Origin of the sequence: Streptomyces sp. NPDC006283, assembly GCF_040613325.1 — a bacterium.
Classification (GTDB): domain Bacteria; phylum Actinomycetota; class Actinomycetes; order Streptomycetales; family Streptomycetaceae; genus Streptomyces.
The window spans coordinates 1-11,689 of the sequence record NZ_JBEXRZ010000086.1; the positions used below are offsets into that span (position 1 = coordinate 1).

The 11,689-nt window shown below is 71.5% G+C and carries 11 protein-coding genes and 1 pseudogene; 4 read left to right on the top strand and 8 right to left on the bottom strand.

All coding sequences use genetic code 11. From position 1 onward, the window contains the following. Positions 1-89 precede the first annotated feature (89 nt). Positions 90-1,103, bottom strand: coding sequence for an aldo/keto reductase (locus ABZ070_RS19220; protein WP_356635332.1), 1,014 nt, complete (start codon positions 1,101-1,103; stop codon positions 90-92). Between the two features lie 9 nt (positions 1,104-1,112). Then, positions 1,113-1,568, bottom strand: a complete 456-nt coding sequence (locus ABZ070_RS19225; RefSeq protein WP_356635334.1) for a MerR family transcriptional regulator — start codon at positions 1,566-1,568, stop codon at positions 1,113-1,115. A gap of 87 nt (positions 1,569-1,655) precedes the next feature. On the opposite strand from ABZ070_RS19225, the gene ABZ070_RS19230 reads away from it, so the two are divergent. Together ABZ070_RS19230 and ABZ070_RS19235 are read left to right on the top strand one after the other, a co-directional pair. Further along, the gene (locus tag ABZ070_RS19230) at positions 1,656-2,120 is read left to right on the top strand and encodes a GNAT family N-acetyltransferase (protein WP_356635336.1); all 465 of its coding nucleotides are present in this window, start codon (positions 1,656-1,658) and stop codon (positions 2,118-2,120) included. A 42-nt stretch (positions 2,121-2,162) separates the two neighbouring features. Further along, the gene (locus ABZ070_RS19235) at positions 2,163-2,978 is read left to right on the top strand and encodes a serine hydrolase domain-containing protein (protein ID WP_356635338.1); all 816 of its coding nucleotides are present in this window, start codon (positions 2,163-2,165) and stop codon (positions 2,976-2,978) included. On the opposite strand, the gene ABZ070_RS19240 is transcribed toward ABZ070_RS19235, so the two are convergent. The 5 genes from ABZ070_RS19240 to ABZ070_RS19260 all read right to left on the bottom strand — a co-directional run bounded on the left by ABZ070_RS19240 (position 2,944) and on the right by ABZ070_RS19260 (position 8,766). Then, the gene (locus ABZ070_RS19240) at positions 2,944-3,585 is read right to left on the bottom strand and encodes a hypothetical protein (RefSeq protein WP_356635339.1); all 642 of its coding nucleotides are present in this window, start codon (positions 3,583-3,585) and stop codon (positions 2,944-2,946) included. The genes ABZ070_RS19235 and ABZ070_RS19240 overlap by 35 nt on opposite strands. After that, the gene (locus tag ABZ070_RS19245; protein ID WP_356635341.1) at positions 3,582-5,048 is read right to left on the bottom strand and encodes a HAMP domain-containing sensor histidine kinase; all 1,467 of its coding nucleotides are present in this window, start codon (positions 5,046-5,048) and stop codon (positions 3,582-3,584) included. The genes ABZ070_RS19240 and ABZ070_RS19245 overlap by 4 nt, the downstream gene beginning before the upstream one ends. Then, the gene (locus ABZ070_RS19250) at positions 5,045-5,728 is read right to left on the bottom strand and encodes a response regulator transcription factor (protein WP_356635343.1); all 684 of its coding nucleotides are present in this window, start codon (positions 5,726-5,728) and stop codon (positions 5,045-5,047) included. The genes ABZ070_RS19245 and ABZ070_RS19250 overlap by 4 nt, the downstream gene beginning before the upstream one ends. 36 nt (positions 5,729-5,764) lie before the next feature. Next, complete coding sequence (gene murJ / locus ABZ070_RS19255; protein WP_356635377.1) at positions 5,765-7,522, bottom strand: murein biosynthesis integral membrane protein MurJ; 1,758 nt, start codon at positions 7,520-7,522, stop codon at positions 5,765-5,767. Positions 7,523-7,593: 71 nt separating this feature from the next. Beyond that, positions 7,594-8,766, bottom strand: a complete 1,173-nt coding sequence (locus tag ABZ070_RS19260) for a peptidoglycan bridge formation glycyltransferase FemA/FemB family protein (RefSeq protein WP_356635345.1) — start codon at positions 8,764-8,766, stop codon at positions 7,594-7,596. A 187-nt stretch (positions 8,767-8,953) separates the two neighbouring features. On the opposite strand from ABZ070_RS19260, the gene ABZ070_RS19265 reads away from it, so the two are divergent. Then, on the top strand, positions 8,954-10,144 hold the full coding sequence (locus ABZ070_RS19265; protein WP_356635347.1) for an Ig-like domain-containing protein: 1,191 nt from the start codon (positions 8,954-8,956) through the stop codon (positions 10,142-10,144). A gap of 427 nt (positions 10,145-10,571) precedes the next feature. Then, positions 10,572-10,849 (top strand): annotated as a pseudogene (locus ABZ070_RS19270) (helix-turn-helix transcriptional regulator); the annotation flags it as partial. Between the two features lie 192 nt (positions 10,850-11,041). On the opposite strand, the gene ABZ070_RS19275 reads toward ABZ070_RS19270, so the two are convergent. Beyond that, positions 11,042-11,686, bottom strand: a complete 645-nt coding sequence (locus tag ABZ070_RS19275; RefSeq protein ID WP_356635349.1) for a hypothetical protein — start codon at positions 11,684-11,686, stop codon at positions 11,042-11,044. Positions 11,687-11,689 lie beyond the last annotated feature (3 nt).

Here is an 11,689-nt window from a genome sequence, read left to right on the forward strand (position 1 = left end):
CACCACCCCCCTCCCCCCCCCCCCCTCTCTTCTGTGGGGGGCCCGGGGGCCCCCCCCCCCGGGCCCCAGCGCGCGCCCCCCGCTTCGCGCTACTCGCGCACCGTCGCCGTCGACGACATGTCCGGATACCGGTCCCCCGACACCCGCTCCCCGATCGGCTCCAGCACCGCCAGTTCCTCCTCCGTCAGGACGACCCGCGTCGCCGCCACGTTCTCCCGCAGCCGCGCGGCCTTCCGCGTCCCCGGGATCGGAACGACCGTCAGACCGTGCACGTCCGCCCGCTGCTGCACCCACGCCAGCGCCACCTGCGCCGCGCTCGCGCCGTGCGCCGCCGCGATCTTGTGGACGGGCTCCAGCAGGGCCGCGTTCGTCCGGGCGTTCTCGCCGGTGAAGCGCGGCTGGTGGCGGCGGAAGTCGTTCTGCGCCAGGTCCTTGCCGGCGTCCGTGAACGCGCCCGTGAGGAAGCCCCGGCCGAGCGGCGAATACGGCACCAGCGCGACACCGAGTTCGGCCGCCGCGCCGACCGCGCTGCGTTCGACGTCCCGGCTGAACAGGGACCACTCCGACTGAAGGGCCGCGATCGGGTGCACGGCGTGCGCTTCGCGCAGTTCCGCGCCGGTGACCTCGCTCAGCCCCAGGTGCTTGACGAGGCCGCGTTCGACCAGTTCCGCCATCGCGCCGACGGAGTCGGCGAGCGGCACGGCCGGGTCGCGCCGGTGCATGTAGTAGAGGTCGATCACGTCGACGCCGAGCCTGCGCAGACTCGCCTCGACCGCCGTGCGGATGTACGCGGGGTCGTTGCGCACCGCCCGGAAGTGGGGGTCGTCGCTGCGCACTATGGCGAACTTCGTGGCGAGCGTGATCTCGTCGCGGTGGGCGGCGACGAACGGCGCGAGGAACTCCTCGTTGGCGCCGCGCCCGTAGACGTCCGCCGTGTCGAAGAGCGTGACGCCTTCGGCGAGTGCGACCTCGAGGGTGTCTCTCGCAGCGGCCTCGTCGGTGTCGCCGTAGAACTCGCTCATGCCCATGCAGCCCAGGCCCTGGACTCCTACGAGCGGTCCGCCCGTGCCGAGACGCGCCTGTGGGATCTTGCTGTTGCTCATCACTGGGGGTCAGACCCTCTCCGACGCCGTACGGGCGTCCGCGTAGAACTTGATCTTGTGGTCCAGTACGGCCAGCGTGTCCTGGAGTTCGGCGATCCGCTCGAGGACGTCGCGCCGGGTGCGCTGCAGCAGTTCCGCCCGCGCCTCGAAGGTGGCCTCGCCCTCCCTGACCATTTCGGCGTACGTGACCATGTCGGCGACGGGCATCCCGGTCAGCCGCAGTTTGCCGACGAAGGCGAGCCAGTCCAGGTCGCGGTTGCTGAACCGCCGCTGGCCGGTGTGCGACCGGTCGATGTGCGGCATCAGCCCGATGCGTTCGTACCAGCGCAAGGTGTGCGCGGTGAGTCCGGTGAAGGCGGCGACCTCGCTGATCGTGTAGCGGTCCTGTCCGTCGGGACGTGGGTGGGCGCTCGGTGCGGCTGCGCAGAGATCGGTCCGTGCCGGGGTGCTCTCGATCACCGTCATGACCTCAACGCTAAAACCTTGGAGTGCACTCCAAGCAAGCAGAATCGGGTGGCATTCTCGGCGCGGTCCCAATTAGCCTGCCCGACCATGAGTGCATCCCGCCGCGCCGTGCCCGCAGATGCCGAGGAGCTCGTCCGCCTCCGCAAGGTCATGCTGGACTCGGTCACCGGGGCAAACCCCGATGTCGGTTGGCAGCCGGCGGCGGTGGCGACGCTGCGCGACCGGCTGGCGGACCCCGACAGCACCCTGACCGCCTACGTCGTCGACCGGCCCGACGGCGGGCTCGCGGCGTGCGCGGTGGGCACCGTCGAGTACCGGCTCGGCGGCCCGGGCTCCCCGGACGGCGCCTGCGGCTATGTCTTCAGCGTCGCCACGGACCGGGACATGCGCCGCCGCGGGTACTCACGGGGGTGCCTGGAGGGGCTGCTCGGCTGGTTCCGCGAGCGGGGCGTCCGCAAGGTCGACCTGCGGGCCTCGCCGGAGGGGGAACCGCTGTACGCCTCGCTGGGCTTCGTCCGCACCCCGGACCCGGCGATGCGGCTCAGCCTCTAGGCCGGGTCCGACACTCTCTTCGCACCGTTTAGGCTCGTACGCATGCAGAGCCTGGCGATGATCGAGAACTGGCCGGTACCGACCGCGGCGGCCGCCGTCGTACGAGCGGACGGCACGGTCGCCGGTTCGTACGGTCCGACCGGCCACCGCTTCCCCCTCGCCTCCGTCACCAAGCCGCTCGCGGCCTACGCGGCGCTCGTCGCGTACGAGGAGGGGGCGATCGAGCTCGACGAGCCGGCCGGCCCCGAGGGCTCCACGGTCCGGCATCTGCTCGCCCACACCTCCGGTCTCGCCTTCGACGAGCACCGCGCCATGGCCGCGCCCGGCACCCGCCGGCTGTACTCGAACGCGGGATTCGAGGTGCTCGGCGACCACATCGCCAAGGCGACCGACATCCCCTTCTCCGACTACATCCGCCAGGCGGTGCTGGAGCCGCTCGGCATGACGGCGACGGCCGTCGACGGCTCCCCCGCCAAGGACGGCGTCTCCACCGTCGACGACCTGGTGCGGTTCGCGGCCGAGGTGCAGGCGCCGCGGTTGCTGGACGCCCGTACGGTCCTTACCGCCATGTCGGTCGTGCACCCGGGGCTGTCCGGGATACTGCCGGGCTACGGGAACCAGAAGCCCAACGACTGGGGTCTCGGTTTCGAGATCCGCGACGCCAAGTCCCCGCATTGGACGGGACTTTCGTCCTCGCCGCGCACCTTCGGCCACTTCGGCCAGTCCGGCACCTTCCTGTGGATCGATCCGGACGCCCGGGCGGCGTGCGTGGCGCTGACCGACCGGGACTTCGGGCCGTGGGCGGTCGAGGCGTGGCCGCCGTTCACTGACGCGGTGCTGTCCGAGCTGCGGGGCTGACCGTCGGCGAGGGGCCGTCCCGGTCCGAGCCGGGCGTCGGTGCCGGAGCGGACCGGGCGTCGCAGTAGGCCGGTGACAGGGTGACGTCCGCGCCCTTGAGCCTGACCTGGACCGTGCCCTGGGCGCTCTCGGCGTACGCGATCGTGCAGACGAGCTGACGTTTGGCCAGGCCGGGCAGACTGCTCAGCCGTGCCGGCAGGACTGCCTCCACGACGCCGCCGGACACGGTGATCTTCCGCACCGCGGTCGGCGCGGGCATCCCGGGCGCGTTGCGCAGCCCGGCCCGCCGTTCGGCCTCGTTCGGGCCGGCCAGCAGCGCGGCAACGGTCTTCTCGGTCGCCGGGCGGACCGGTAGGGACGGCTCGGACTGGGTGTACTCGCCGCCGAAGCCGCTCTCGAACCGTTGGTCGACGACCCGCGGCACCGGCGACAGGTGGCCCTCCGGCGACAGGAAGAAGAGCAGCATCCGTACCTCGCGGGCGGGCAGTACGTCGATCGTCGCCGGTCCGCCGGCCTCGATGACGTCCGTCCCCTGGATGCCGATTCCGCATGCGGTGAGCGGCAGCAGTGCCGCGAGCACGGCGGCCGTGCGCAGGGTCCTTCTCATGCTGGCACCTCTCCGGCTTCTGGGCCGCCCCGGAGCGGGATCGCGACCGTGAACACGGCCCCGCCGTGCGGCCCGTTGCCGGCCCGGACGGTGCCGCCGTGGAGTCGCACGTTCTCCAAGGTGATCGCGAGCCCGAGACCGCTGCCCGCCGACCGCGTACGGGCCGCGTCGGCCTTGTAGAACCGGTCGAAGATGTGCGGCAGCACGTCGGGCCGGATGCCGGGCCCGCTGTCGGCGACCTCGGTCACGAGCATGTCCTCGCTGACGGACATGCTCACGGTGACGGGCTCGGCTCCGTGGCGCAGGGCGTTGCCGACGAGGTTGGCGACGACGACGTCGAAGCGGCGCGGGTCGAGGCGGACGCGTACGCCCTCGGGCAGTTCGGTGTGGACGCGACCGTCCCAGTGCCGGTTGTGCAGGGTCTTGTGGACGGTCTCCGCGGCGTCGACCTCGTCTGTGTTCAGTTCGGCCGCGCGTGCGTCGAAGCGCGAGATCTCCATCAGGTCCTCGACGAGGTCGGCGAGTTTGCCGGTCTCCGCGCTGATGAGCCGCACCGCGCGGGCGGTGTCCGGGTCGAGGCCGGCCGCGTCCTCGTCGAGGACCTCGGTGACGGCGAGCATCCCGGCGAGCGGGGTACGCAGTTCGTGAGAGACGTCGGAGGCGAAGCGGCGGGCCCGGGCCTCGGCCTGCTGGAGCTCGTCGACGGACCGTTCGAGTTCGCCCGCCGACTCGTTGAACGTCCTTGCCAGGTCGGCGAGTTCGTCGCGGCCCCGGACCTTGATCCGGGTGTCGAGCCTGCCGCTGCCCATGGACCGGGCCGCGCCCCGCAGTTCGCGTACGGGCCGCAGGACGCTGCGCGCGGCGAGCAGGGCGGGCACGAGGGCGACGGCGAGGCCGGGCAGGGCACCGTCGCGGGCGGCGGTGAGGAGGGCGTCGACGTTGGCCTGTTCGTCGGTCATCCGCATCACGGCGAACAGGACGAGCCCACTGGGCAGGGACGTGCCCTCGCCGGTCCGGGCGGTGACCGGCATACCGATGGTCAGATACGGGGTCCCGTCGCTGACGACCCGCTGGAAGCTGCCGTGCGCGGAGGTGAGCGCGGCGCGCCGCAGCTCGGGGGTGATGACGGTGGAGGTGGGGTTCTGGCCGGAGGAGATCCGCAGGGATCCGTATTCGGCGAACACGACCCACGGGTGCGGTTTGGACTTGCTCGCTATGTTGAACAGCAGCTCGCGGAGCGGCTGCGGATCGACGGGCAGCCCGGTGCCGAGCCCCTCGACCTGCTCGCGGAAGGAGACGACGGCGGTGTCCTGGGCACTGGCGAGCACGGCGCTGCGCGCCTCCCGGTAGGTGAGCGCGGCGGTGGTCCCCGCGCTGACGAAGGCGACCAGCAGGAACGCGAGCACCAGGCGGGTGCGCAGTCCGAAGGGTGCGATCCGCCGGAGCCGCGGGCGGGCGGTCACAGCGGCCCGAAGCGGTAGCCGAAGCCCCGCAGGGTCTGTATGTAGCGCGGACTGCCAGGAACGTCCTCGATCTTGTTGCGCAGCCGGCGTACGCAGGCGTCCACCAGTCGTGCGTCGCCGTGGTAGCTGTGCTCCCACACGTGCTCCAGCAGCTGCTGGCGGCTGAACACCTGCTCCGGTGCGGCCGAGAGGTGCAGAAGCAGTTTCATCTCGGACGGGGCGAGGGCGAGCCGCTCGCCGTTCTTGGCGACGGTGAGACCGGCGCGGTCGATGGCGAGTTCGCCGTGGAACTCGACGGCGGGCCGTCCGGCGCCCGGCGCCTCGATCCTGCGCAGGACGGCGCGGATGCGGGCCTCGATGACCTCGGTGCGGGCCGGTTTGACGATGTAGTCGTCGGCGCCCGCCTCGAGGCCGATGACAACGTCGAAGTCGTCGCCGCGGGCCGTGAGCATGATGATCGGCAGCTGGCTGTCCTCCCGCACCCGGCGGCAGACCTGCACCCCGTTCATGCCGGGCAGCATCAGGTCCAGCAGCACCAGGTCGGGCCGGAACTCGCCGAGCGCGGCGAGCCCGGCCTCACCGGTGGCGGCGGTCCGCACCTCGTGGCCGCGGCGGCGCAGCCCTAGTTCGACCCCCTCACGCACGGAGGGGTCGTCTTCGATGAGGAGCACGCGAGGCATGTGCGCAGTATCCCTGGGGTCGGAAGTGGATCGTCCTCAGGACCGGCCGCGGCGGAGGCGGGCGGTCGCGCCGCGGACGAGGGACTCGACCTCGGCGAGACGGAGAGGGCGGGCGAGGAGCACGAACACGGCGCCGATCACGAGCACCCCGGCCGCGGTCGCCGCGGCGGCGCCGGCCGGGGCCGCCCAGCGGGCGGCGACGTGTCCGAGCAGCGTCGCGGGCACGGCCGCGAGCAGCAGCCGCGCCTGTGCGGCGGCGGTGGCGGAACGCCACGGACGGCCGGTCGCGGGGTGCGCTCCGGGGCTCGGGTGCACTCCGGGACTCGGGTCCGCTCCGGACCAGGTCACCGGGTCGCCCGGCAGGCTGGCCTCCTTCGGCGCCGCGCGCTGCGCGAGGCGGCGGTGGAGCACCAGCGCCGTGACGGCCCAGCCGGCCCACAGGGCGAGCGAGTACGCCCCGGCGATACCGGTCACCGCCCAGCGGGCGGGGAGGACCAGGTAGGCGGTCACGGACAGCCCCGCGTTGAGGCCCGCGATCACCAGATTGAGGAGGAAGGGCGTGCGGGTGTCGGACAGGGCGTAGAAGGTGCGGGAGAGGACGTACTGCCCCGAGAAGGCGATCAGGCCGGGTGCGAACGCCATCAGCGTGCCCGCCATGACGGCGATGTCGTGCGCGTCCGTCTCGCCGTACTGGAAGACCAGCGCCATCACGGGTTGCGCGAGTGCCAGCAGCACGCATGCCGCGGGGACGACGGCCGCGGCGCTGTTGCGCAGGGCGTACGACACGTCGCTCCGTATCCCGGCCGTGTCGCCGTCGGCCGCCGCCGCGCTCAACCGGGGCATCAGCGCGGTCACCAGCGACACGGTGATGATGCCGTGCGGCACGGCCCAGAGCAGATAGGCGTTGTTGTACGCGCTGAACCCGGCGCCGCCGTCGACGCCTTCAGCGTGCGCGCTGAGGCCGGCCGCCGTGGCCAGCCGGGTCGTGACCCAGTAGGCCGCCTGGTTGGTGAGCACCAGCAGCACCAGCCAGCCCGCCGCGCGCAGTGGCCGGGTGAGCCCGCTGCCGCGCCAGTCGAAGCGGGGCCGGAAACGGAAGCGGGCCGCGCGCAGCGCGGGCAGCAGGGCGAGGGCCTGGACGGCGATGCCCGCGGTGGTGCCCCAGCCGAGCAGAGCGGTCTCGGCCGCGTTGAGCGAGCCGCCGTCGCCGGTCGCGAGATACAGGCCGAAGACGGCGATGACGACCACGTTGTTGAGGACGGGCGTCCACATCATCGCGCCGAATCGGCCGCGGGCGTTGAGGACCTGGCCGAGCAGGGTGAACAGGCCGAGGAAGAAGATCTGCGGCAGGCAGTAGCGGGCGAAGGCGACGGTCATGGCCGCCTGTTCGTCCGTGTAGTCGGTGTACGCGTCGACGATCGCCGGTGCCGCCCAGACCGCGGCGGCGGTGATCGCCAGCAGCGCGACGACGCAGACGGTCAGCAGCCGGTCCGTGTAGGCGGCGCCGCCGTCCTCGTGCTGCTTGGCGGCCTTGACGAGCTCGGGCACGAAGACGGCGTTGAGCGCTCCGCCGAGGAGCAGCATGTAGACGATGGTGGGTACGGAGTTGCCGACGGCGTACCCGTCGGCGGTCAGGCCGAGCCCGAGCGCGGCGGCGACGACGGCGGACCGCACGAACCCGGTCGCCCGGGAGACGACGGACCCGGCGGCCATGATCGCGCCGCTCCGCAGCACGGACGGGCCCCGGGACGGTGCCGCCTCTCCAGCCGCCTCGGCGGACTTCTCGCCGGACATCTCTTCGGGCTTTTCGCCGGACTTCTCGTCGGACTTCTCGCCGGACGCGGCTGTCGTTGTGCTCCCCGCGCTCATCGACGCGCCAGATACGTCTGAAATGCCCGGTACAGCGCGTGGTTGGCCGTGCCGTCCAACGGTCTCTCCCATTCCCCCAGGGTCTCGACGACCTCGCCTCCGGTGCCGAGCTTCCAGCGCAGCAGCCCGTACGGCCGGTCGTCGGGGTCGAGGGTGGAGGGTACCCCGCGCATGTCGTAGACGTCGGCGCCGAGTGCGTGGGCGTCGAGCATCATCCGCCACTGGAGCAGGTTGGACGGGCGGACCTCACGACGGTGGTCGGCGGAGGCGCCCGTCTGGTACCAGACGCGGCGACCCACACGGACCATGGTGTGCGCGGCGAGTATCTCGCCCTCGTGGCGGGCCAGGTAGAGCTGCATCCGGCCCGGCTCCTCCGCGTTGAGAGCCGCGTACTGGCGCTCGTAGTACCCGAGCGACCGCCCGAGCCGAAAGCCGTCGCGCTCCTCCGTGATCCGCAGCAGCCGGTAGAACTCGGGCAGTTCGGCCGCGCTGCCGACCACGACCTCGACCCCGGACTTCTGCGCACGCCGGACGTTGCGCCGCCACTCCTGGTTGAGCCCGGCCCACAGGTCGTCCGTGGTGCGTCCGGCGAGCGGGACCCGGAAGACGTGGCGCGGCTGCGCGTCCCCGTCCTCCTCGCCGCCACACCGCGACCAGCCCCGCGCCCGCAGCCGCTCCGCGACCGCCGTGCCCAACGGGTCCACCTCGCTCGCGAGGACGTCGGCCAGCCGCCGGCCGGGCCCCGTCGCCGCCTTGAGCCGGGCCGCGCTCCAGCGGCGGTACGCGGGCGAGGGCCCGATCCGCACGGCGAACGCACCGGCCGCGCGCAGGTGCCGCAGCAGCGGATCGAGCCAGCTGTCGACGCCCGGGTCCGCCCAGTCGGCGACCGGCCCTTCCGGCAGGTACGCGAAGTACTTCCGCGTGCCGGGCAGTTGACGCAGCAGGACGAGCGCGACACCCGACAGCCTGCCGGACGCCGGGTCCGGCCCCCACCCGAGGAGCTGGGAGCGCCAGCCCTCCTTGACCTGCGCCCAGGACGGGCACTGCAGAAAGCCCGCGCCGAGGTCCGCCCCCGTACGGGACGCCAGGAACGCGTGGTACGCGGCGGCGGTGATGGGCCCCAGCGGGGTTTCCTGGCCGCGGGCGGCCGTCACGAGCAGCGCTGACACGGTGTGAGCCTCTCTCTGGGGAATGCCGAGGATGCTCACAGGCGTCCGTGACCGCTCCGCGCGCCGAATGTGACCGGACGATGACCGTTCCGCCGCAGTCGCCGTCACATGGCCGCAGCCCCGCTCACCTGCGGTTCCTCCGCTCTACAGTCACCGGTACATCCACTTCTCGTGACGGGGGAATCCGTTGAGCCACATACGTGTGCGCATAGCGGCGGTTGCAGTACTGCTCGCGCCGCTCGCCGCCTGTTCGTCCGGATCCGGCACGCCGGCCGCGGACGCCAAGGGCGGCGGCACGAGGGCGGCCGAGGACCGCCCCGCGACCGTGACCGTGAAACCGAAGGGCGAGGGCGTGAAGGCCGGTGAGACGGTGAAGGTCACCGCGGCGGGCGGCACCCTCATCTCGGTCACCGTCGCCGACGCCAAGGGCCGCACCCTCGGTGGCAAGGTCGCCGCCGACGGCGCGAGTTGGACCTCCGAGCGCAAGGCGGCACCCGGCGCCTCGTACACGGTCACCGCCACGACCACCACGAAGGCCGGCACGAAGAGCACCACCAAGTCCAGCTTCAGCACCGCCGAGGCCGACAAGGTCAACAAGGTGGACTGGCGGCCGGGCGCGAAAGCAGTTGTGGGCATCGCCCAGCCGATATCCCTCGTCTTCGACAACCCGGTCACCGACAAGGCCGCCGTCGAGAAGCAGTTGAAGCTCACCACCTCGAACGACACCGAGGGTTCCTGGGGCTGGCTGGAGGACTACTCCGGCCGCGACCGGATCGACTGGCGGCCCAAGGAGTACTGGAAGCCCGGCACCAAGGTCACCCTGGACGCCCGGCTGAACGGCACCGACTCGGGCAAGGCCGGCGGCTGGTTCGTCCGCGACTACACGACGAGTTTCACCGTCGGGGCCAGGCAGATAGTCAAGGTCGACCTCGACAACCACAAGCTGACCCTGGAGCGCGACGGCCGCACGGTGCGCACCATCCCCGTCTCCGGAGGCACCCCCGGCGGCGACAAGCGGTCGTGGCGCGGCACGACGGTCCTCATGTCGAAGGAGGGGACCATCAACATGAACTCCGAGACGGTCGGCCTCGCGGACGCCTACGACAAGATGGTCGACTACTCGATGCGCCTGACCTGGTCGGGCATGTACGCCCACGCGGCGCCCTGGAACGACAAGTGGATGGGCAAGGCCAACAGGAGCTCCGGCTGCATCGGCATGAGCGACGCGAACGCCGACTGGTTCTACGCACAGGTCCGCCCGGGCGACCCGTTCGAGATCACCGGCAAGGACACCAAGGGCGTCCCGGCCCCCGGCAACGGCTTCGGCGCATGGAACGTCCCGTGGGCGGACTGGCAGGCGCGGAGCGCTCTGCGCTGACGCCGTGTGGGGCGGGCGACACCGGACCGGTGCCGCCGCCCCACATGGGGACTGCCTCAGACCGTGGCGCCCTCCGACACCGCCGCCTCCGCCTTCCTCGCCGCCTCCGCCGTCTGCGCCGCCCCCGCCAAGCGGACCCGCAGCGCGGCGTTCTCCGCCTCCAGGACAGCGATGCGCTGACGCGCGAGTACAGCTCCGTGGCGCGGCTCCGACAACATCGTGCTTGCGCCAGCCTCCGGCGCATCCAGGAAAAGGACCGGGTCGGCTCCGATTTGGTTGTAGATGGAGGTGGGGCGTCAGGAGCCGTCCCCGGCCTTCGCCACGCACTCGAACCACACGGTCTTGCCGCGCGTATTGATTACGCTGAGCTACGGAAAGAACCGAACGCCGCGAGGCGTTGCAGGCCGGAGGTGCCGCCGCAGCCACCATCCAATCGCTCGACCCCAGCGCTTCCCCGCTCGACCACTACGGCTGGGAACTCCGCCGCCAACGCGAGGCCCACGGCCTCAGACAGGGCCAGCTCGGCGACATCATCTTCTGCACGGGCTCGCTCATCGGCCGGATCGAGACGACGAAGAAGGTCCCGACGCGCGACTTCTCGGAGCGGGTGGACGCGGCGCTCGGCACGGACGGGGCGTTCTCCCGCCTGGTGGGCCTGGTGCTGCGCACCAACTCCCCAACTGGTTCCAGCCGTACGCGGAGATGGGACGAAATCCTCGCCTTCCTGACCGACTGCCTGCTCCCTTCGGAGCGCTGAGAGGATCAGGACTTGTCCTGAGCTACGAGCACCGCGGTCTGCGCCGCAACATCGGTAACGGCACCCGTCACGGCGAAACGAGGCCGAGGGCGGTATCCGTGGAAGACCGGGATACCGCCCTCGGCGATCGTGCTCAGCAGTCAGTTCCCGCGCGGCATGACCTGGAGAGTGCCGTCATCGACAACGAACTCGTTGTACCCGAATCGCTCGCCCAACACGCGGTAACGAAGGTGCTGTGACTCGCTGATCGGAACCAGGTACGCCTTGAGAACCCGCAGGAAAAGCCGGAACCCAAGGTCGGGGTCGACCTCGATGACGACGCGTTCCAGCGACGGGACCACTTCCGGCACCGCATAGTAGGGGTCGTCGGCAGTGGTGCGCTCCAGTTCCGATGCGATGGTTCGCACCTCGGCGAGGACCGCGTCCCTCAGTTCCGGATCGCAGACGGGCGCAGGAGGGAGGGCGTCGAATCGCGGTTCGTCCCTGCGAATGCGTTCCTCGCAGACGTCCACGATCTGGCGGAGCCAGTCGCGTCCGTCCATCCATCGCTCATCCGGGTCGAACTTGGAGCGCACGGCCGCACACCACAGGATGTCGATCACCCTGGTCGGCAGGGGTGACTCCAGCAACCGGACGGCGTCTTCCCGGAGGGTCGGTGCGTAGGCTCCCTCGCCCCAGTCCGCGGCGTCCACCGCAATTTCCAGCGGAGTGAACTCGAAGATGCTGCCGTACCACTTGGTGAGGCCGCTGAGACCGAAGTCGATCCAGATGTCCTTGCGATCCATGAC

Bases quoted from the DNA above. Each gene is read 5' to 3' on its own strand.
- ABZ070_RS19220 (WP_356635332.1), bottom strand. From the start codon at position 1,103: ATGAGCAACAGCAAGATCCCACAGGCGCGTCTCGGCACGGGCGGACCG.
- ABZ070_RS19225 (WP_356635334.1), bottom strand. From the start codon at position 1,568: ATGACGGTGATCGAGAGCACCCCGGCACGGACCGATCTCTGCGCAGCC.
- ABZ070_RS19230 (WP_356635336.1), top strand. From the start codon at position 1,656: ATGAGTGCATCCCGCCGCGCCGTGCCCGCAGATGCCGAGGAGCTCGTC.
- ABZ070_RS19235 (WP_356635338.1), top strand. From the start codon at position 2,163: ATGCAGAGCCTGGCGATGATCGAGAACTGGCCGGTACCGACCGCGGCG.
- ABZ070_RS19240 (WP_356635339.1), bottom strand. From the start codon at position 3,585: ATGAGAAGGACCCTGCGCACGGCCGCCGTGCTCGCGGCACTGCTGCCG.
- ABZ070_RS19250 (WP_356635343.1), bottom strand. From the start codon at position 5,728: ATGCCTCGCGTGCTCCTCATCGAAGACGACCCCTCCGTGCGTGAGGGG.
- murJ (WP_356635377.1), bottom strand. From the start codon at position 7,522: ATGTCCGGCGAGAAGTCCGCCGAGGCGGCTGGAGAGGCGGCACCGTCC.
- ABZ070_RS19275 (WP_356635349.1), bottom strand. From the start codon at position 11,686: ATGGATCGCAAGGACATCTGGATCGACTTCGGTCTCAGCGGCCTCACC.